Annotated in this window: 17 protein-coding genes and 2 tRNA genes; 4 read left to right on the top strand and 15 right to left on the bottom strand. The window is 55.7% G+C overall.

All coding sequences use genetic code 11. The features are described 5' to 3' along the window. Window positions 1-238 precede the first annotated feature (238 nt). Window positions 239-1,582 (top strand): DEAD/DEAH box helicase, encoded by a 1,344-nt coding sequence (locus tag BM029_RS02965; RefSeq protein ID WP_092432486.1) that lies wholly within the window; start codon window positions 239-241, stop codon window positions 1,580-1,582. 396 nt (window positions 1,583-1,978) lie between these two features. Here BM029_RS02965 and BM029_RS02960 read toward each other — a convergent pair. The 8 genes from BM029_RS02960 to BM029_RS02925 all read right to left on the bottom strand — a co-directional run bounded on the left by BM029_RS02960 (window position 1,979) and on the right by BM029_RS02925 (window position 9,737). Next, window positions 1,979-2,055, bottom strand: a tRNA-Arg gene (locus tag BM029_RS02960). 114 nt (window positions 2,056-2,169) lie between these two features. Then, window positions 2,170-2,246: transfer RNA gene (locus tag BM029_RS02955), tRNA-Pro, on the bottom strand. 335 nt (window positions 2,247-2,581) lie between these two features. Continuing rightward, entirely contained in the window at window positions 2,582-3,901 is a 1,320-nt protein-coding gene (gene phoR / locus BM029_RS02950; RefSeq protein ID WP_092432484.1) for a phosphate regulon sensor histidine kinase PhoR, read from the bottom strand. Next, window positions 3,898-4,596, bottom strand: coding sequence for a winged helix-turn-helix domain-containing protein (locus BM029_RS02945; RefSeq protein ID WP_092351562.1), 699 nt, complete (start codon window positions 4,594-4,596; stop codon window positions 3,898-3,900). Before BM029_RS02945 ends, phoR (BM029_RS02950) begins: the two co-directional genes overlap by 4 nt. Before the next feature lie 58 nt (window positions 4,597-4,654). Then, window positions 4,655-5,992, bottom strand: coding sequence for a phosphoglucosamine mutase (gene glmM, locus BM029_RS02940; RefSeq protein ID WP_092432604.1), 1,338 nt, complete (start codon window positions 5,990-5,992; stop codon window positions 4,655-4,657). A 65-nt stretch (window positions 5,993-6,057) separates the two neighbouring features. Then, window positions 6,058-6,903, bottom strand: a complete 846-nt coding sequence (folP, locus tag BM029_RS02935; protein ID WP_170850958.1) for a dihydropteroate synthase — start codon at window positions 6,901-6,903, stop codon at window positions 6,058-6,060. A gap of 154 nt (window positions 6,904-7,057) precedes the next feature. Then, window positions 7,058-8,944 (bottom strand): ATP-dependent zinc metalloprotease FtsH, encoded by a 1,887-nt coding sequence (gene ftsH / locus BM029_RS02930; RefSeq protein ID WP_092412164.1) that lies wholly within the window; start codon window positions 8,942-8,944, stop codon window positions 7,058-7,060. A 148-nt stretch (window positions 8,945-9,092) separates the two neighbouring features. Further along, complete coding sequence (locus BM029_RS02925; RefSeq protein ID WP_092432481.1) at window positions 9,093-9,737, bottom strand: RlmE family RNA methyltransferase; 645 nt, start codon at window positions 9,735-9,737, stop codon at window positions 9,093-9,095. 31 nt (window positions 9,738-9,768) lie between these two features. Here BM029_RS02925 and BM029_RS02920 point away from each other — a divergent pair, with 31 nt between their 5' ends. Then, window positions 9,769-10,239 carry a YhbY family RNA-binding protein gene (locus tag BM029_RS02920; protein WP_092412168.1) on the top strand — a complete coding sequence of 157 codons (471 nt, stop codon included), beginning with the start codon at window positions 9,769-9,771 and terminating at the stop codon, window positions 10,237-10,239. Window positions 10,240-10,288: 49 nt separating this feature from the next. On the opposite strand, the gene BM029_RS02915 is transcribed toward BM029_RS02920, so the two are convergent. The 5 genes from BM029_RS02915 to BM029_RS02895 all read right to left on the bottom strand — a co-directional run bounded on the left by BM029_RS02915 (window position 10,289) and on the right by BM029_RS02895 (window position 16,977). After that, complete coding sequence (locus tag BM029_RS02915) at window positions 10,289-10,750, bottom strand: DUF4149 domain-containing protein (RefSeq protein ID WP_092432480.1); 462 nt, start codon at window positions 10,748-10,750, stop codon at window positions 10,289-10,291. A 108-nt stretch (window positions 10,751-10,858) separates the two neighbouring features. Next, entirely contained in the window at window positions 10,859-11,335 is a 477-nt protein-coding gene (greA, locus tag BM029_RS02910) for a transcription elongation factor GreA (protein WP_092412172.1), read from the bottom strand. A 381-nt stretch (window positions 11,336-11,716) separates the two neighbouring features. Continuing rightward, the gene (gene carB / locus BM029_RS02905) at window positions 11,717-14,938 is read right to left on the bottom strand and encodes a carbamoyl-phosphate synthase large subunit (protein WP_092432478.1); all 3,222 of its coding nucleotides are present in this window, start codon (window positions 14,936-14,938) and stop codon (window positions 11,717-11,719) included. Continuing rightward, window positions 14,931-16,109, bottom strand: coding sequence for a glutamine-hydrolyzing carbamoyl-phosphate synthase small subunit (gene carA, locus BM029_RS02900; protein WP_092432476.1), 1,179 nt, complete (start codon window positions 16,107-16,109; stop codon window positions 14,931-14,933). Before carA ends, carB begins: the two co-directional genes overlap by 8 nt. Before the next feature lie 460 nt (window positions 16,110-16,569). Beyond that, window positions 16,570-16,977: a GlcG/HbpS family heme-binding protein gene (locus BM029_RS02895; RefSeq protein ID WP_092432475.1), complete on the bottom strand. Its 408-nt coding sequence runs from the start codon at window positions 16,975-16,977 to the stop codon at window positions 16,570-16,572. Window positions 16,978-17,288: 311 nt separating this feature from the next. Between BM029_RS02895 and BM029_RS02890 the strand changes: the two genes are divergently transcribed. Together BM029_RS02890 and BM029_RS02885 are read left to right on the top strand one after the other, a co-directional pair. Then, window positions 17,289-17,855, top strand: a complete 567-nt coding sequence (locus BM029_RS02890; RefSeq protein ID WP_092432473.1) for a C40 family peptidase — start codon at window positions 17,289-17,291, stop codon at window positions 17,853-17,855. A gap of 275 nt (window positions 17,856-18,130) precedes the next feature. Next, complete coding sequence (locus BM029_RS02885; protein WP_092432471.1) at window positions 18,131-18,388, top strand: hypothetical protein; 258 nt, start codon at window positions 18,131-18,133, stop codon at window positions 18,386-18,388. 97 nt (window positions 18,389-18,485) lie between these two features. On the opposite strand, the gene BM029_RS02880 is transcribed toward BM029_RS02885, so the two are convergent. After that, window positions 18,486-19,415: a patatin-like phospholipase family protein gene (locus BM029_RS02880; RefSeq protein ID WP_170850957.1), complete on the bottom strand. Its 930-nt coding sequence runs from the start codon at window positions 19,413-19,415 to the stop codon at window positions 18,486-18,488. A 169-nt stretch (window positions 19,416-19,584) separates the two neighbouring features. After that, a complete protein-coding gene (gene phoR, locus BM029_RS02875; RefSeq protein ID WP_092432468.1) occupies window positions 19,585-20,889 on the bottom strand; it encodes a phosphate regulon sensor histidine kinase PhoR in 1,305 nt (434 codons plus the stop codon). Window positions 20,890-20,960: the final 71 nt, after the last annotated feature.

The raw sequence follows: 20,960 nt of genomic DNA, 5'->3' as shown, positions 1-20,960 counted from the left end.
GCGGATCGCTAATGCCAATTTTATGGCGGGTTACCCCGCCACGCGCCGGAATTGCTTGCCTGTAGCGCTTCATTGTTATACTCTCCGGCGACACAGCACATTCTCCAGTCAAATGCTGCTGTTAAGGAGGCTGACAGCCTCCCGGGAGTCGAAACGGCTCCAATCTCCTCTAATCCCGTTTGCCTGCGACTGGCGCCTTATATAAGGCGACAGGCCGATATTATTCTATTGAGTTGTCATGTCTTTTTCTGAACTCGGCTTGTCCGAAGCCATCGTTCGTGCTGTTACCGAACACGGATACACCACCCCTACCCCGATCCAGACCCAGGCTATTCCTGCGGTATTAGCAGGCGGCGATTTGCTGGCCGGCGCCCAGACCGGCACCGGCAAGACCGCTGGCTTTACCCTGCCTGTGCTGCATCGCCTGTCGACCTCCGCAACCAACCCGACTGGCAGCCAACGCCCGATCCGTGCGCTGGTGCTGACACCGACGCGCGAACTGGCGGCGCAAGTCGAAGAAAGCGTTCGTCTGTATGGCAAATATTTGAAGCTGACCTCGGCCGTAATTTTTGGCGGCGTCGGCATCAATCCGCAAATCAAGCTGCTCAAGCATGGCGTTGATATCCTTGTGTGCACCCCGGGCCGCCTGCTGGATCACATGCAGCAAGGCACCGTCAATCTGAACCACGTGGAAATCCTGATCCTGGACGAAGCCGACCGCATGCTGGACATGGGCTTCATCCGCGACATCAAGAAGATTCTTGCGGTACTGCCGAAGAAGCGCCAGAATCTGCTGTTCTCGGCCACCTTCTCGGACGAAATCAAGATCCTCGCCGACAATTTGCTGAACTCGCCGGCCATGATCGAAGTAGCGCGCCGCAATTCCACAGTCGAAGTGATCCAGCAAAAGATCCACCCCGTCGATCGTGATCGCAAGCACCCGCTGTTGGCGCATTTGATCAAGACCCACCAATGGTCGCAAGTGCTGGTATTTACCCGCACCAAGCACGGCGCCAACAAACTGGTCGAGCAACTGGAAAAAGACGGCATCAGCGGCATGGCGATCCATGGCAACAAGAGCCAGTCGGCACGCACCCGCGCGCTGGCCGAGTTCAAGGATGGCAGCCTGCAGGTGCTGGTAGCAACCGACATCGCAGCGCGCGGCATCGATATCGATCAACTGCCCCACGTGGTCAACTATGACCTGCCTAACGTGCCGGAAGACTACGTCCACCGGATCGGCCGTACCGGCCGTGCCGGCGCCACCGGTGAAGCGGTATCGCTGGTGTGCGTGGATGAGCACCAGATGTTGAAAGACATCGAGAAGCTGATCAAACGCGAATTGCCGAAAGAGGTGGTTGCCGGTTTTGAACCGGATCCTAATGCACGTGCTCAGCCGATACAACTGCGTAGCGGTGGCGGCGGCAATCGTGGCGCCGGTGGTGGTGGTGGACGCGGACGCTCGCAAGGCGCAGCACCCGGCGCCAAGCCAGCCCAAGGCCCTTCCCGTGGACATGGCGGCGGCACTGGAACGCAAGCACGTCCTGCAGCCCCACGCCGCTCCGGCGGACGCGGTCGCTAAGACTGGCTAGGCTGAGCTAATACCAGTGCGATGCCGCCTCAAGCGGCATCGCCTAAACACTCTGCAGAACAGACAATGCACGCCGGTGAGGCCCTCTCGTCGACACGCACTCCGGCAAGTTCGCCACATCAGTACATCTGTATTTCCTAGCCATGAGCGTGATCCGCAGCGGATTCAGGCGTCATGCAACTCTTCCGGATTCAGTCATGCAGCTCCCCCAGGCCGAGATGGGGATATCGATCTAGCCAGCCAATCAACGCGCCCAACTTTAGTGATAGAAAATTTCGGAAAAACAAAACGGACGTAAGAAATCCGCGAGCATGCTTATGTCGCAGACGAAATATTGCAAATATGGAATTTAACTAAAGGAAAGTGCGGTAAAGACAGGCAGAAAACTGGTCCGGCCGGAGGGAATCGAACCCCCAACATTTCGGGTAGAAGCCGAATGCTCTATCCAGTTGAGCTACGGCCGGATTCATGCGCCTAGTGATGCTTTGATTCCGATCGTGAGATCTTCAAGTGCCGCGATTGATTTTCATCAACCACAAATGAAAAACGGGCTGTCCGAAGACAACCCGCTTATTTTTTGGTCGGAGTACAAGGATTCGAACCTTGGACCCCCTGGTCCCAAACCAGGTGCGCTACCGGGCTGCGCTACACTCCGAGAAGCAAGATAATAAACAGTATTCCGATTTTTGTCAAATTTTTATACAGGAAAATTTTGAAATTTTGCTGCAAAAACCAACCCAATAACGGTACCGCCAAAAGCTTATCTGCTGAAAAACTTGAGAGACGGATTAGACCAGATTTCAGAAAAATATGCGAGAGAAAATCGCATATTTTCGTAAAAATTTATCTCTTCTTTTACTTCTGCTTAAAACATCGGCAAAACAATGAAAAAAACGCGATGCATTATCCAAATCGCAGCTTCAAAATCATTTACGTAATTCTTTATGAAATTATTTACCGACTAATTCGCAAACTAATTTCCAAACTCACTCAGTCCTGCCGCAACGCTAATTGCGCGCGCTGAAAGCTCACTTTAAAACGACTGCCCTTGCCATATTCCGAAGTGATTTCAAGGCGGCCGCAGTGGCGCAGTAAAACATGCTTTACGATCGCCAGGCCGAGCCCGGTTCCTTGCGTGGAGCGCGAGCGCGTTTTGTCGACGCGATAGAAACGTTCGGTAAGCCTGCTCAGATGTTCTGCTGCGATGCCGATGCCATCATCGACAACAATCAAACTTGCGTACTCGTTTTCCATGCCCCAGCTAACATCGATGTGCCCACCATCCGGCGTATAACGAACTGCATTCGAGAGCAGATTGGCAAACGCGCTTTCCAGCTCGTCGTGATTGCCTTTAAGATCGACTTCCTGCGCTTGCAAAGTGATGTGGTGCTTGCCGCCGGACAGGGCCCTGGCCTCCTCCACTATGCGGTTCAGGAGCGGCTTGATGCGCACCGTATCGCTGGACGGCTGCTGCACCAGGGATTCGAGACGGGTCAACGTCAGCATGTCTGCCACCAGCCGTTGCATGCGCTGTCCTTGCTCGGCCATCAGATGCAGCTGGCGCTGGCGGGTTTCCTCGCTCATTTCGCTGCTCAGCGCGTGCTCCAGAAAGCCGTTGATGACTGTCAGCGGGGTACGTAGCTCGTGCGATGCATTGGCGATGAAATCGCGCCGCATGGTATCCGTTTTTTCATTTTGAGTCACATCGTGCGTGACCAGGATCTGGCGCCGGTTTTCGAAGGAAATCAGTTGCACCAGAATTTTTCTGTCGTGATGCATGAAAGGGAGCGGTTGCTCGAAGCGGCCTGACAACATGTAATCGACGAAATCAGGGGAGCGTATCAGGTTGGTCAGCAAACGCCCTTCATCGCGCTTCAGATCCAGGCCAAGATGGCTTTGCGCCGCCGGGTTGCACCACTCCATATGCATCACGCCGTCGACGATCACCACGCCGTCCGGCAGCAAACTCATGGCTTGCCGAAAACGCGCCAGCCATTCCGCCATCTCGGCGCGCGAGCGCTCATCCTCCAGCCGGATATCTTCCAGCGCAGCGAATGCATGCGCCCATAAGCCCCAGGTTTTCGGCCGCCGGACGCCGACCGGACCATCCATCCAGCGTTCGATCTGATACAGCGACCACATCTGCAGGAACAATAACAGGGTCAGCGACAAACTAAAGAACACCAGTCCGATGATGGCGCCGCAAATGGCCGCTACCGCCACGGCCACCAGCGACAACAAACCAAACCAGAGCAGCGCCGGCACCCAGAATGCGCGCGCGTTGCGGGTGCTGGCCACGGCTCTCGTCACGCTGCGGGCTCGGCGTTGAGTTTGTAGCCGACGCCGCGCACGGTCTTGACGTAATCAGCGGCGAGGCCAAGCGATTTACGCAAACGCATGATGTGCACGTCGACCGTGCGCTCTTCGATGAAAGTATGATCGCCCCAGACTTTATCGAGCAGTTGCGCGCGCGAAAAAATACGGTCCGGATGCGCCACCAGGAAACGCAGCAATTTGAACTCGGCCTGATCCAGTTCGATTTCCTGGCTATCGACGGTAACCTGATAACGATCGGTATCGATCTGAATCAAACCGTGGCTAAGCAGGCTTTGCCCGAGTTCCGGTATCTTGCGCCGTAACAGCGCCTGAATCCGCGCAATCAACTCCTTCGGCGAAAACGGTTTGGTAACGTAATCGTCGGCGCCTGCATTGAGTCCGCGTACCTTGTCCTCATCCATACCCTTGGCAGTCAGCATGATGACCGGCAAGGTAGCGCTGCGCGGCTGACTGCGCCACTCCTGCAATAACGCCAGGCCGGAAGTATCGGGCAGCATCCAGTCCAGCAGTACAGCCTTGGGCAAAATGCCCGTGATCGCTTGCCGCGCCTCATTGGCGCTATACGCAATCTCGCATGAAAAGCCGGCGTCATCGAGCGTGAACCGCAATAGCTCGGCGATGCCGGGCTCATCTTCGACAATCAAAATGTGGGTTTGAAATTTCGACATCGGCAATTAACTCTATTCAGTAGGCAGTCGATAATTATGTGGACACTCAGGCAGACACTCAGTCAGATACCTTATCGGCAATCCGGCGTGCCATCGTTTGCGCCAGATCGGCGCTCTTGGCTTCAACCATGACGCGGATCAGCGGTTCAGTGCCCGAAGCCCGGATCAGCACGCGCCCGTTATCGCCGAGCTCCTGCTCGACAGCGTCCTTCTCCGCCACCATCGCCGGATTTTTTTTCCAGTCGAAGCCCGCGCCCACCTTCTTGTTGATCAAGGTTTGCGGATACATTGCGATATCGGCGGTCAATTGCGCCAGCGTTTCGCCGTCGCGCTTGAGTGCCGACAATACCTGCAAGGCCGATACGATGCCGTCGCCGGTAGTATGTTTATCCAGGCACAGAAGATGGCCAGAGCCCTCGCCACCGAGGATCCAGCCACGCTCTTTCATTACTTCCAGCACATAGCGGTCGCCGACGTTGGCACGGGCGAATTCAACCCCCATTTCCCGGAACGCCACTTCCAGCGCCATATTCGTCATCAAGGTGCCGACTGCACCTTTTACCGGGCCGATCTTCAAGCGATCCTTGACCATCACATACAGCAGCTCGTCGCCATTATAAATACGGCCGCTTGCATCCACCATCACCAGGCGATCGGCGTCGCCGTCCAGGGCAATGCCGATATCTGCACGATTGGAGCGCACTGCCAGCGCCAGCGCGTCCGGCGCAGTCGCGCCAAAGCCGGCATTGATGTTGAATCCGTTCGGCTGGTTGCCGATAGAAATCACTTCAGCCCCCAGCTCATGGAATACGTGCGACGCAATATGATAGGCGGCGCCGTGGGCGCTATCGACCACGATGGTCAGCCCGCGCAAGTCTAACTCGTTAGGGAAAGTGCTTTTACAAAATTCGATGTAACGTCCGGCCGCGTCATCCAGGCGCCTTGCCTTGCCCAGCTTATCGGAGGCCACGCACTCCATCGGCAACTCCAGCGCATCCTCAATCGCGGTTTCCACGGCGTCCGGCAATTTGTTGCCCTGCGCCGAAAAGAATTTGATACCGTTATCTTCATACGGATTATGCGATGCTGAAATCACTACGCCGGCCGCCAAACGCAGCGCGCGCGTCAGGTAGGCAATCGCCGGAGTCGGCATCGGCCCGGCCAGCATCACGTCGACGCCGGCGGCGGCAAAACCTGCTTCCAGTGCAGCTTCCAGCATATAGCCCGAGACCCGGGTATCTTTGCCGATCAGCACAGTTGGCCTGCCTGCGCCGGATTCCGCCTGCGCCAGCACCTTGCCGGCGGCGTAACCCAGTCTCATCACAAAATCCGGAGTAATCGGCGCTACACCGACACGCCCGCGCACGCCATCGGTACCAAAATATTTTCTTGTCATCTCAGTCTTCATTCAAATTTCCTAGTCAATCAACGCCGCATTTCTGTTTGTTTATTGCTGCTTGCCTATGTCCGCTGCGCCGCCTGCCATACCTTGAGCGCGTCTACCGTCTCGGCCACGTCATGCACCCGGACCATCTTAGCACCCTGCGAAACGGCAGCCAAAGCCGCCGCAAGGCTGCCCGCAAGGCGCCGCTCCACCGGCTTTCCGGTCAGGTCTCCCAGCATAGTTTTACGCGAGATTCCCGCCAGCAAAGGCAAGTCCAGCGCACGTTGAATATCACCCATTCTTTGCAACAAGGCAACATTATGCGCCAAGGTCTTGCCAAAACCAAAACCCGGATCGATGCTGATGCGATTGCGCGCTATCCCGGCCAGCTCCAGCACCCTCACCCGCTCTTGCAGGAAAGCGCTGACTTCGGCCACCACATCCTGGTATTCCGGCTTGATTTGCATGGTTTGCGGGTCCGCCTGCATGTGCATGATGCACAGGCCGCAATCGCTGTCGCCTACCGCTTCCAAGGTGCCGGGGGCACGCAAACCGTTGATGTCATTGATCAGGTCGACTCCGGCGGCAAGCGCTTCGCGCATCACGGCTGGCTTGTAGGTATCGATGGAAAGTGGTTTGCCGCAATCGCGCAAGGCGTAAATGGCCGGCATGACCCGGTCCAGCTCTTCTTCCAGCGATAGCGCCGGGCTGCCGGGACGGCTCGACTCGCCCCCTATGTCGATGATATCGACACCGTCCGCAATCATCTGTTCGGCATGCGACAAGGCGAATTCAAGTGACTGGAATTGTCCGCCGTCGGAAAATGAATCAGGCGTGATGTTGAGGATGCCCATCACCAGCGGCCGCGCTTGCGGCGTATTGACCGGGAGCCGATAACGGCCGCATTGGAAATATTCTTGCATAATGAAAAATGGAGTGGGTCTTAAGAATGGATCTGAAGCATAGATATTAAGCGCGCGAAGACAAATAAAAAGGGCGAGGATTGCTCCTCACCCTTGCTTATAAATTTTTACAAGCTACGTTGGAGCCTGTCAACCTGGCAGGCGCCGGACCGGATCAGGCCGGTGCGGTAGCAGTCGGCGAAACACCGCCGGACGAACTGTCGCCAGGCGCCTTGCGGACCGAGCTGCCGGCTTTCGGCAGGCGTGGCTCCAGACCTTCCATGATGTCATTGATCTGATCGGCATCGATGGTTTCCCAATCAAGCAGGGCCTTGGTCATCGCTTCAACCTTGTCCTTGTTTTCTTCCAGCAAACGGCGCGACAAGGCGTATTGCTGATCGAGAATGCTGCGAATCTCGGCATCGACTTTTTGCTGGGTGGCTTCCGACACTGTTTTCGAGGATGACCGGCCGAAGTACGCATCCTGCTCGGTATCTTCGTAGACCATGGTGCCCAGGGTCTCGGACATGCCGTAACGTGTCACCATCGCACGTGCCAGCTTGGTGGCGCGTTCAAAGTCGTTCGAGGCGCCAGTCGACATCTGGTGCATGAAAATCTCTTCTGAAATACGGCCGCCGAACAGGATGGCGATTTCTTCCAGCATTTTGTCCTTATACATGTTGACGCGGTCATGCTCAGGCAATTGCCAGGTCAGGCCAAGGGCAAAGCCGCGTGGCATGATGGTGACCTTGTGCACCGGATCGGCTTTTGGCAGCAACTTGGCTACCACCGCATGGCCGGATTCGTGATATGCCGTATTGCGGCGCTCTTCTTCACGCATCACTGCAGATTTACGCTCAGGGCCCATGACGATCTTGTCCTTGGCATCCTCGAAATCCTGCATCTCTACCAGGCGCTTGGCGCGACGGGCAGCAAACAGAGCCGCTTCATTGACCAGATTGGCCAGGTCGGCACCCGAGAAGCCAGGTGTACCACGTGCCAAGATGTCGGCTTTGACGTCGGTGGAAATCGGCACCTTGCGCATGTGAACATTCAGAATCTGTTCGCGGCCACGGATATCCGGCAAGCCAACCACCACCTGGCGGTCGAAACGACCCGGACGCAGCAACGCTTTGTCGAGTACGTCGGAACGGTTGGTGGCTGCGATCACGATCACGCCGGAATTGGCTTCGAAGCCATCCATCTCAACCAGCATCTGGTTCAGCGTTTGTTCGCGTTCGTCATTGCCGCCGCCCATGCCGGCGCCGCGATGGCGACCGACTGCATCAATTTCATCGATGAAAATAATGCAAGGAGCATGCTTCTTGGCGTTTTCGAACATATCGCGCACCCGCGATGCGCCGACGCCGACAAACATTTCAACGAAATCGGAACCGGAAATGGTAAAGAACGGTACTTTCGCTTCACCGGCAATTGCACGGGCCAGCAAAGTCTTACCGGTACCCGGTGGGCCTACCAACAGAACGCCATGCGGAATACGACCACCCAGTTTCTGGAACTTGGTCGGGTCACGCAGGAAGTCGACCAGTTCAGACACTTCTTCCTTGGCCTCGTCGCAACCGGCAACATCGCCAAAAGTAACGGTATTGCTATTTTCATCCAGCATGCGCGCCTTCGACTTGCCGAACGAGAATGCCCCGCCCTTGCCGCCGCCCTGCATCTGCCGCATAAAGAAAATCCAGACGCCCAGCAACAGGATCATCGGGAACCATGAGATGAAGATCTGCTGCAGGAATGATGGTTCTTCCGGCTGCTTGATCTCGAATTTGACGTTGTTGTTGACCAGGTCGCCTATCAGGCCGCGATCCAGCGACGTGATGGCAGTCTTGACTTTCTTACCGTCCGAAGTAGTGGCAACAATGCTGCGGTCTTCAATCGTCGCATCGGTGATATGGCCTGACCGTATTTCGCTGATGAGATCGGAATAGGCAATCGGCCCTGCGCCGCTAGCCAGTCCTCGCCCATCGAACTGCTTGAATACGGTGAAAAGCACCAGGGCGATGACCACCCAGATGGCGGCTTTGGAAAACATGTTGTTCACTAGAACTCCTTGGACGCGCTGCGCGCCTGACATAGGTACAGCTTCGAGGTATTCCTTAGATTTTACTCGGAATGGGTACGGCTTGCTAGATTGGATATATGGCCGCACCCATGATAAATCAAGGAAAACTTGTTAAGTACCGTGAAAACTACCGCGGATTCTTCAATATCTTTCCAAGCAAGAAGATTTCGGACGATTTATCGCGGCTGGCTTTCGGCTTTCTGGAGGCCACGGTTTTGAATTCCTGACGAAATTTCATCAATATTTCATTGTAACCGGTGCCGTTGAAACATTTTGCCAACAAAGCGCCGCTTGGTTTCATGTGTTGCTGCGCAAATTCAATTGCCAAATCGATAATTTCCTCCATCCGGGCCGCATCAGAAATAGCGATGCCGGACAGGTTGGGCGCCATGTCGGACAACACCAAATCCACCTTACGCCCTTCCAGCAGGCGCTCCAGCTGGCGCAAGCTGTCTGCTTCGCGGAAATCACCCTGGATGAAATAAACGTCGGCAATCGGATCCATCGGTAATATATCCAAGCCGATGATCATGCCATGGATGCCGCCGCCATCCTGGCCGGCCAGCTTGTTGCGAACGTACTGCGACCAGCTACCCGGCGTGGATCCGAGGTCGACAATGATCTGGCCAGGCTTGATCAGCTTGTCCAATTCGTCGATTTCTTTTAGCTTGTAAGCTGCCCGCGCACGATAGCCCTCTTTCTGCGCCAGCTTCACGTAAGGATCGTTAATGTGGTCGTGCAACCAGTTTTTGTTTAATTTCTTCTTTGCCATTCGCGTAGAATACCGTTTTTAAGGAATTTTTATGTTGAAACTTACATCCGCCGAGCGTAGCGAGCTCCGTTCCCAAGCCCACGGACTGGATCCGGTGGTCCTGATCAGCGAAGATGGCTTAAAACCATCCCTGATGAAAGAGATCGATGCCAGCCTGAACGCTCATGGCCTGATTAAAGTGCGTGTATTCGGTGATGATCGCGAGGCACGGATTGCCATCTACGAAACTATTTGCGAAAAACTCAGCGCAGCGCCGGTACAGCACATCGGCAAATTGCTGGTCCTGTATCGCCCGCAAAAGGATGCTGCAAAAGAACGCAGCGAAACTCGCGGCCGGGGCATGCGTGAAGTAACCATCGTCAAACCAAGCCCGAGCGGCACCAAGCGGCCATCGGTGACCAAGGTCATGGTAAAAGGCAATGAACGCGTGACCCAGGGCGGCAACATCAAGCGCGCCAAACCACGTCAGAAAAGCGGCAAGAAATCGGCATTGGGTCGTTAATGCCGGCGTTTATGGTTGCTGCAGCGACTGCGGCAACCATGACGACGCTCTAGCGCAAACTGCGTAACCGCAGAATCAGCCCCACTCCCAACAAACTCTGGATCAGGAAGATGCCGCTGGCAACGCCATGCAGAATCCCGAACTGCGTCCTGGCGCCGTCACTCATCACACCGCCGGTTGCCGCAGACGCTTCGCGCAGACTGGCCATGAATGGCTGGATACCGAAATAACCGACCAGGGTACAGGCCAGCATCGCCAGCGTCAGCTTCAGCAAGGTCTTGCGCAGCGGTGCTGCATCGTCATAGGTCCTGTAGCTGAACAACAGGATCAACGCTACGCCGCAGGCTATCGCCAGCCATGCTTCGACCCTGAACAGGCTGCCGGCGATGGTGCCGGCCAGCACGCGGTCAGGCAAGGTGGCGAACAACGTCGGCGCGACCAGATAACCAACCGTCCACAGACTACCCACCCATAAGGTGGCGATCAACAATCTGAGTCTTACTACAAGCATTGCCACTCCCGGGTTTCTGATCAAGCTACTCGAATCAAGCCGCTCTGATTACTCTCAAGGCATCGGCCGCGTGCGGCGATGCCCGACGTACCTGCCTAGCGCGCTTGCTTAGATGTAGCGAACTTCCAGAATTTCATATTCGCGGATGCCGGATGGCGCTTGTACGCCGACCACGTCGCCGGCGGTTTTGCCGATCAGCGCACGTGCGATCGGCGAGGTAACGGAAACCTTGGACAGCTTGATATCGGCTTCATCGGTGCCGACGATTTGATACGTTACCTTATCGCCCGACTCCAGGTCTTCCAGATCGACCGTAGAGGCGAACACCACGCGCCCGTCTGCATCCAGGGTTGCCGGATCGATAACCTGCGCGGCTCCCAGTTTGCCCTCGAGGTCGGCAATCCGGCCTTCGACAAAACCTTGCCGCTCTTTCGCCGCGTCATAATCCGCGTTTTCCGAAAGATCGCCATGCGCGCGCGCTTCTGCGATGGCCTTGATGACAGTTTGACGCTCTTTGGTTTTCAAATGATGCAATTCATCTTTCAACAATTGCGCGCCATGCTTGGTAAGAGGTACTGAGCTCATAGGGATGGTACTCAACAAATATAAAATAAGGTTTATGACGCAGGGTCTATCACGTACACAATAAAAGGTCACGGAGGTCAAAGCGTACCGAAAAAAGGGTGCGCTTATGACCTCCGCAGGAACTTCTATAGCTAAATTGTACGTTTCGGCGGCTTCCAGACACTAACTGCAGTCCGGAAGCGATTCAGGATGTGCCCCAGGAGCCTGCCGGACTTAGGTGATCGGCTGCAAAAATATCTGAGCGGTCCATATTTCACCGACTTCTTGGTCAATAGCATGGCTATTGACGCTGCGAATCCGGCAAAATCTGTCCTCGCCCAGCTATTTTCTCGCTTCGACCCCCTAAGTCCGGCAGGCTCCTAGGCACATCCTGATTTAACCTTAGTGTAAGGTTTTATGCAGCCCTTGTAAATCATAGACATGCAACTCGTCCAGATGACGCATGCCCTCGACCGCAGCTTCCGCACCGGCAATCGTCGTATAGGTCGTGGCGCGTGCCGCCAAGGCCGAGATACGGATCGCCCGTGAGTCGACAATCGCGCTACGCTTTTCTTCGACCGTATTGATCACCAATGAAATCTCATTGTTCTTGATCATGTCGACCACGTGCGGACGTCCTTCGACCACCTTGTTGACGGTTTCCACGGGAATCCCGGCAGCGCTGATTGCCGCCGCGGTACCCTTGGTCGCCACCACCGTGAAGCCGATCGCCACCAGATCCTTGGCAACCTGCACTGCACGCGGCTTGTCGCTACCCTTGACGCTAAGGAATACCTTGCCCGAGCTTGGCAGCTTGACGCCGGCGCCGAGTTGCGACTTGACGAATGCTTCACCGAAAGTTTTGCCAACGCCCATGACTTCACCGGTAGATTTCATTTCCGGTCCGAGAATGGTGTCGACGCCCGGGAACTTAACGAACGGGAACACTGCTTCCTTGACGCTGAAGTATTTCGGCACGACCTCTTCCTTGATACCCTGGCTGTCGAGCGACTGACCGACCATGCAGCGGGCGGCAATCTTGGCCAGCTGCAAACCGGTAGCCTTGGAGACAAACGGCACGGTACGCGAGGCGCGCGGATTGACTTCCAGCACGAACACGACGTCCTTGCCATCGATCTGCTGAATCGCAAACTGCACGTTCATCAAACCAACCACGTTCAAGCCCTTGGCCATCAGCGATGTCTGCCGCTTGATCTCTTCGATAGTTGCCTGCGACAGCGAGTAAGGCGGCAGCGAACATGCCGAATCGCCCGAGTGGACACCTGCCTGCTCGATATGCTCCATGACGCCGCCGATAAAGGTGCGTTCGCCGTCGGACAGACAATCAACGTCAACTTCGATAGCGTCGTTCAGGAATCGATCCAGCAATACCGGCGAATCGTGCGAGACCTTGACCGCTTCGCGCATGTAGCGCTCGAGATCGCGTTGCTCGTGGACGATTTCCATCGCGCGGCCGCCCAATACGTAGGATGGACGCACCACCAGCGGATAACCGATTTCCTGCGCCAGGCGCAAGGCATCTTCTTCTGTACGCGCAGTACGGTTTGGCGGTTGACGCAAATTCAGGTCGTGCAGCAGCTTCTGGAAACGCTCGCGGTCTTCGGCAGCGTCGATCATGTCCGGCGAAGTACCGACGATAGGCACGCCGTTGGCTTCCAGATCCAGCGCCAGCTTCAGCGGCGTCTGGCCACCGTACTGAACGATCACGCCGTATGGCTTTTCCTTGTCGACGATTTCCAGCACGTCTTCCAGCGTCACCGGTTCAAAATACAGGCGATCCGAGGTGTCGTAGTCGGTTGATACGGTTTCCGGATTACAGTTGACCATGATGGTCTCGTAGCCGTCTTCGCGCATCGCCAGTGCCGCATGGACGCAGCAATAATCGAATTCGATACCCTGGCCGATACGGTTAGGACCGCCGCCCAGCACCATGATCTTCTTTTTATTGGTCGGATTCGATTCGCACTCTTCCTCGTAGGTCGAGTACATGTAAGCCGTGTTGGTCGAAAACTCGCCGGCGCAGGTATCCACCCGCTTGTAGACCGGACGGATATTCAAGGCCAGGCGCTTGAGGCGCACTGCGGTATCGGTTGTCTTCAGCAGCTTGGCCAGGCGGCGATCGCCAAAGCCCTTTTGCTTGAGACGGAACAGCGTGTCGCGGTCCAGCCCTTCCAGCGTCTGGCTGTTTTCCAGCCACAGTTCGATATCGACGATTTCCTTGATTTGCGACAGGAACCATGGATCGATGTGAGTCAGCTGATGCACTTCTTCCAGCGTGAAACCCTGGGCGAACGCATCGCCGACATACCAGATACGGTCCGGACCCGGCTCGCCGAGTTCTTCTTCGATAACTTCGCGGTCTTGCGTCTTTTCGTTCATGCCGTCGACGCCGACTTCGAGGCCGCGCAAGGCTTTCTGGAACGATTCCTGGAAGGTGCGGCCGATCGCCATCACCTCGCCCACCGATTTCATCTGGGTCGTCAGGTGATCGTCGGCAGTCGGGAATTTTTCAAATGCAAAACGCGGAATCTTGGTGACCACGTAATCGATCGAAGGCTCGAACGATGCCGGTGTCGCGCCGCCGGTAATTTCATTGCGCAACTCGTCCAGCGTAAAGCCCACCGCCAGTTTCGCCGCGATCTTGGCGATCGGGAAACCGGTGGCTTTGGAGGCCAGCGCCGAAGAGCGCGATACACGCGGATTCATTTCGATCACGATCATGCGGCCATCGGCCGGGTTGACCGAGAACTGCACGTTAGAGCCGCCGGTATCGACACCGATCTCACGCAATACCGCCAGCGAGGCGTTACGCATGATCTGGTATTCCTTGTCGGTCAGGGTCTGGGCCGGCGCTACCGTGATCGAGTCGCCGGTATGCACGCCCATCGGATCCAGGTTTTCGATCGAGCAGACGATGATGCAGTTGTCCGCCTTGTCGCGCACCACTTCCATCTCATACTCTTTCCAGCCGATCAGCGATTCTTCAATCAGCAATTCCTTGGTCGGCGATGCTTCCAGGCCGCGGCGGCAGATGGTCTCAAATTCTTCGGCGTTATATGCAATACCGCCGCCGGTGCCACCCATGGTGAACGAAGGACGGATGATGACCGGGAAACCGAGCTCCTTCTGCACGCCCCAGGATTCATCCATGGTGTGGGCAACGCCGGAACGGGCCGAACCGAGGCCGATCTTGGTCATCGCTTCCTTGAACTTGGAGCGGTCTTCGGCCTTGTCGATCGCTTCGGGCGAAGCGCCGATCAATTCGACATTGTACTTTTCCAGGATGCCGTGGCGATGCAGATCCAGCGCGCAGTTGAGCGCAGTCTGGCCGCCCATGGTCGGCAGGATCGCGTCCGGCTTTTCCTTGGCGATGATGCGTTCCACCGCTTGCCAGGTAATCGGCTCGATGTAGGTCACATCGGCCATTTCCGGGTCGGTCATGATGGTGGCCGGATTGCTGTTAACCAGGATTACTTTATAACCCTCTTCGCGCAGCGCCTTGCAGGCCTGTGCGCCGGAGTAGTCGAACTCGCAAGCCTGACCGATGATGATCGGGCCAGCGCCGATAATCAGAATGTTTTTTATATCACTACGCTTAGGCATTTTTATTTTTCTCCAACATCGTTTGACTCATCAGCTGAATGAAACGATCGAACAAAGGGGCGATGTCATGCGGGCCAGGCGATGCTTCCGGGTGGCCCTGGAAGCAGAATGCCGGCTTGTCGGTGCGGGCGAAGCCCTGCAGCGAACCGTCGAACAGCGAAACGTGCGTCACGCGGCAATTGGCCGGCAGGGTTGCGCCGTCTACTGCAAAACCGTGGTTTTGCGATGTGATCAGCACTTGCTTGCTATCCAGGTCTTGCACCGGATGATTGGCGCCATGGTGGCCGAACTTCATCTTGAGCGTCTTGGCGCCGGATGCCAGCGCCATGATCTGATGGCCGAGGCAGATGCCGAAAGTCGGAATCCCGCGCTCGATCAGTTCCTTGACGGCGGCAACCGCGTAATCGCACGGCTCCGGATCGCCAGGACCGTTGGACAGGAAAATACCGTCCGGATTGAGTGCCAGTGCATCGGCAGCAGTAGCTTGCGCCGGCAATACGGTAATCTTGCAGCCGCGTTGCGCCAGCATGCGCAGGATGTTGAATTTGACGCCGTAGTCAAACGCCACCACATGATACTTAGGTGTAATTTGCTGATCGTAACCGCGGCCGAGACGCCATTCCGTCTCGCTCCAGCTGTAAGCCTTGGTGGTCGACACCACTTTGGCCAGGTCCATGCCGGCCAGGCCGGGGAAACCGCGCGCCAGTTCCAGCGCTTTTGCGGTAGCGGCAGCGATGTCAGACTCGCCGGCGACGATGGCGCCGCCCTGCGCACCTTTTTCGCGCAAAATGCGTGTCAGCTTGCGCGTATCGATGCCGGCGATGGCAACGATATTCGACTCTTGCAGGTACGCATCGAGCGTTTGGGTGGAACGGAAATTCGATACCAGGCGCGGCAGATCACGAATGATCAGGCCGGCGGCGTGAATTTGGGAGGATTCGACATCCTCTTTATTGACGCCGGTATTGCCAATATGCGGATAAGTGAGAGTGACGATCTGGCGGCTATAGCTAGGATCTGTGAGGATTTCCTGGTAGCCGGTCATGGCGGTATTGAATACGACTTCGCCAGTCGTATGACCAACGGCGCCAATTGAAATACCTTTGAAAATCGTCCCATCTGCTAGCGCGAGGATGGCCGGTACGGTGAGGCCAGAAAAAAATGGCTGCAAGGGGTAACTCCTGATGTTGTTACCGCCGCTGCGCTGCGCCAAACGACCGCTATGAAACCCCAAACAGTTACGGTTTGGCGGCTTTAAATAGTCTTTTTGGGACGAGATGGATGGTGGTATGCGCTACGGCGGAGTAAATTGGGCTAAACCCTGCAATTATAGCCGACAACACCTTGCCCGGCAATCTGGTCAGACGCCAAGCTGGGGGTTTTTGTATAAATAATTACGAAATAATTATGGAAAATTGTGAAAAATCAACAACCATGACTTAATTGATAACAATACTGACAAGCAACGTACTGGCTAGCATCTCAATTGCCAATATAACTGCCAATAATGGTCAGCTTGCCAGTTCGGCATGCCGAACCTGCAAGCTGCCTTAATCCTTGCTCGAAAAACACGGCAGCCATCGCCGATCTGCGCCCGCCAGCGCGGCCAACCGTATTTTCTACAATCCGACTTAAACGCCCAGGGCAGCAATACCTGCCTTGGCGATTTGCACGTCTTCGCTCGACTTCACGCCGGAAACGCCAACTGCACCGAGATACTCGCCACCAACCAGGATCGGCACGCCGCCTTCCAGCAGGCCTTCCAGGTTTGGTGCGGTAATGAACGAAAAACGACCATTGTTGATCATGTCTTCGTAAATCTTCGATTCGCGCTGCCCCAGGGCCGCTGTCTTGGCCTTGGCCGGGGCGATATGGGCCGAGATTGGCGCACAGCCGTCCATGCGCTGCAACCACAGCAGGTGACCGCCATCATCAACGATCGAAATTGTGACCGCCCAACGGTTCTTGACCGCCTCCGCCTCAGCAGCTGCCGCAATTTTCTTTACATCGTCGAGTGTCAAAACTTGTTTCGATTTCATTTTTGCTCCTTGTGAAATAACTGAATATTGTACTTTAGTGCTCTGCAATAGGCATCTGCATCGACCGTTTTGCCGCCAGATTATTTCTGGCGGAATATTTTGACCTGGCACTCCGATCAAATATTCTGGCCTGATATTTGCTTTACAGAAATCCCAAACGCAGGAAAATTCCTGTGGTTTTAAGGATTTATCGGACTTAAATTATCACAATGACATGATACAGTGCTACCCAGTCGCCTGCCAAATTTGACAGGTACCTCTTATTCACTTACATTCGTGCGATCGTAATGTTCCAGAGCCCATCCATAACGATGTCGATTAAAGAAGCCTTCCCCTTATTCCAGACATTTGCACTCGCCTGCGCGCTGATCGCCACGCTGTTGCTGTGTACCCCGGCGCGCGCTTCCGATATCACCGATATCGATCCGCGGCCGCAAGCAAGCAGCACCCGCACCAAGCTCCAGCAATTTACCGACCGGGCGTCGGACCTGGCTGTTAGCGCGATGGGCATGATCGGCATTCACTATAAATATGGTGGCAATAGTCCGGAAAACGGTTTGGATTGCAGCGGTTTGGTACGCTATGTTTTCAAGGATGCGTGGGGCGTCAACGTTCCGCGCACTGCCGCGGAATTGAGCCGCAGCGGCGAAAAGGTCGACAAGCAGGATTTGAAGCCGGGTGACCTTGTGTTCTATAACACGCTGCGCCGCAGCTTCTCGCACGTGGGTATTTACCTGGGTGACAATAAATTCATCCATGCCCCATCCACCGGCGGCAAGGTGCGTATCGAAAGCATGGATCTGGCTTACTGGAAATCGCGCTTTAATGGTGCACGCCGCATCAATGATCCGGAACCGGACAACTACAGCCATCAATAATCGACGTTGCCGCCGCTGCCAGTTCGCAAGCCCCCCCCTTGCATGGTAGATGCTTCGCTTTCCTACATCAGCAATCCACCTAAAATGGCCCATTATCGAGATCCCAGGTCCCGCACAGCGATATTATGAGAAACACAGCGCTCCGCAAGAATTTTTGCAGGGCGGCGTTTTCATAGGTAAGGGATGTTTCTCAGATGATGAACCCAAGGCTTTCACAATTTAACAAACCACAAGCGCGTGCTGATAAACATAGAAGATCATTAAATGATCACGGCATGGATCGCCTGACTGCGCTGGAAGCCAGATTCGACGCAATCTTGCCTACCTTGGCGACACGGGAGGACATGCAAGCACTCAAGAGCGAAATCCACAAGATTGTAGGCGAAACGCACAAATGGATGCGGGCAACCGTTATCGGCTTGTTCATGGGGTTCGGCGGCCTTTTCCTGGCAATGAGCAATGCCCTCAAAACCGGACCGCAACAGCCGATAGTGATACAGCTGCCGGCAAATCTGCCACAGACCTCCCACTAGAAGTCGCGCGTAAGCATGGCTAGCCACTCTGCGGGAATACTCCGGAAGCAGCAACAGCAAACGACAGGTCGTTTTAAGCAGCCGTTTTGAGCAACCTTTACTCCTCCCGCTTTTCCTTCAATTTCTTCTTGATGATCGCCATCTGTGCCATTGCTGCCTGCTCACCAGCCAGGATCGCGGTATTACGCGCGGCAAAATCGTTACCCTTCATCGCCCCCAATTCAGGCCGGATGACAATATCTGCGTCTTTCAACTCATAGCTGTTAATAGTTTGCCCCATGATGGCAAAGGTTTGCAGCAATACGTCGACCGAGCTTGACGCAGCTTGAGCTTCCGGCGAAGCGGAAATATTCACGGCAATCACAAAATCCGCCCCCATTTCATGCGCAAAACGCACCGGCACCGGCGACACCAGGCCCCCATCAACATACAGGCGACCGCCGATATTCACCGACTGGAAAACACCCGGCACAGCCGAAGACGCCCGCACCGCTAAACCAGTGTTACCGCGACGGAACAGAATGGGGACGCCGCTATGCAAATCAGTGGCAACCGCACCAAACGGGATTTTCAGTTTCTCAATCGGCACATTGTGAACGGTCTTGTTGACGTAGTTCTGGATCGCCTCGCCCTTCAACACGCCGCTGACCTTGGCAAAGAACGGCACCGACCAATCCGAAATAGCGGCCTCATCCATTTGCAGCGCGATCTTTTGCAGCGCAAAGCCGTTATTGCCGGCAGCATACATGGCACCGACCACACTACCCGCGCTGGTGCCAACCACGATATCCGGCACGATCCCTTGCGATTCCAGCGCTTTGATCACGCCGATATGGGCGAAACCTCGGGCCGCGCCGCCGCCCAGTGCCAGACCGATCTTGATCGGTTTGGCGACTTTTGGCTGCACAGCGGGAACCACTGCCACTGGCGGTATCTGCGGCGCAATTGGATTGCTGCCGCAAGCGGCAAGCAGAGCGCATAGAACGAGACTAAGTGTACGAGTAGGCAGTAAGCGCGAAAAGGACATGACAATGGAGGGGGCTTGGATGGAAGGGCTTGAATAAGAAACGCGAGCGCTGTCAATCATCGACAACGATCGCGGCAGGCGACACGGGTCTTCCGCATGTCGCAGCAGAATTGTAGCTGATGTTGAAGACTTCAGCCGGCCCGGGTAACCCTCAGTCTGCCCGCCATTTTCAAGCTTTCGCTGTAGCAACCACTGAGGTTGCAGGCAAGTTGACGGTAAACACACTCCCCTCGCCCGGCCGCGACTCAACCCCAAGCGTGCCGTGGTGGCGCAACAATACGTGTTTGACGATGGCCAGGCCGAGACCGGTACCCTGGGTTTCTCGTGAGCGACTCTTGTCGACCCGGTAAAACCGTTCGGTCAGCCGCGAGATATGTTCGCCGCTGATACCGATGCCGGAATCCTTGACCACCAGCTGGGGCCCCAATTTTCCTTTTTGCCAAATGATCTGGATTTTTCCATCCGCCGGCGTATAACGAACGGCATTGGAAATCAGGTTGCTGAATGCGCTGCGCAGTTCGTCCTTGCTACCGGTGACATCGGGCCCGTCGACCGCAAGGGAAAACGTATGTTTTCCCGCAGACAGTACTTCAGCTTCCAGCAACAAGCTTTGCAGCATGGCTTGCATATCTACCGGCTCGGGACGCAAGGGATAATCGACCGATTCCAGGCGCGTCAAGGTAAGCATGTCGCCGATCAGGTTTTGCATGCGATGGCCCTGCTCCGTCATCAACTGCAAATGGGCAGCACGGGTCTTCTGATCAAGATCCGGCTGTGCCTGCGCGATTTCCAGAAAGCCGTTAATCACCGTCAATGGCGTGCGCAGTTCGTGCGAGGCATTAGCGATGAAGTCACGCCGCATCATGTCGATTCTTTCGGATTCGGTAGCGTCGTGGGTCACCAGGATCTGACGCCGATTTTCAAACGGGATGATCTGCACGATAAGCTTACGCTCGCGCAAGCTCAATGTCAGCGGCTGATCATAGCGGCCGAGGATGATGTAATCGATGAAATCCGGGGTACGGATCAGATTGGTGACCCGCATTCCCTTATCGCGCCCGTGCTGCAGGCCCAGATGCCGCTCGGCGGCCGGATTGCACCATTCGAGGAACAAGACGTCATCCATGATGACCACCCCGTCCGGCAATAAATGCATGGCCTGGCGAAAGCGCGCCAGCCATTCGCTCAGTTCAGTCTGATGTTTTTCATCGTCGCGCCGCAAACGGTACAGGCGCGAAAAAATATCGGTCCACGCACCCCAGCCATCCGGTAGTTTTTCGCTGCGCGGATTGTCAAGCCAGCCGCTCAGCCGAAACAGGTAGTGCAGTTGCACCACCACCGCAATCGACATCAAGACCAAGCCCAGCACCAGGCCGGGCACAGCGCCAAACAAGCCCCAGACTACGCCGGAGATGACAAAGATCAGCAAGATCCGCAGCATTGCCGGGATCCAGAACAACATCTGTGGATTCATAAATCACTATTTTGCGAGGGAGGCAATGTTCATAGCTGCGAGCCCCGGCTGGCCGCCGGGGCTTCGGGCTT

It is taken from the genome of Collimonas sp. OK607 (assembly GCF_900111995.1).
GTDB lineage: Bacteria > Pseudomonadota > Gammaproteobacteria > Burkholderiales > Burkholderiaceae_D > Collimonas.
Note: the sequence above shows the minus strand (reverse complement) of the source record. Positions and strands in the feature narration are given on the sequence as shown.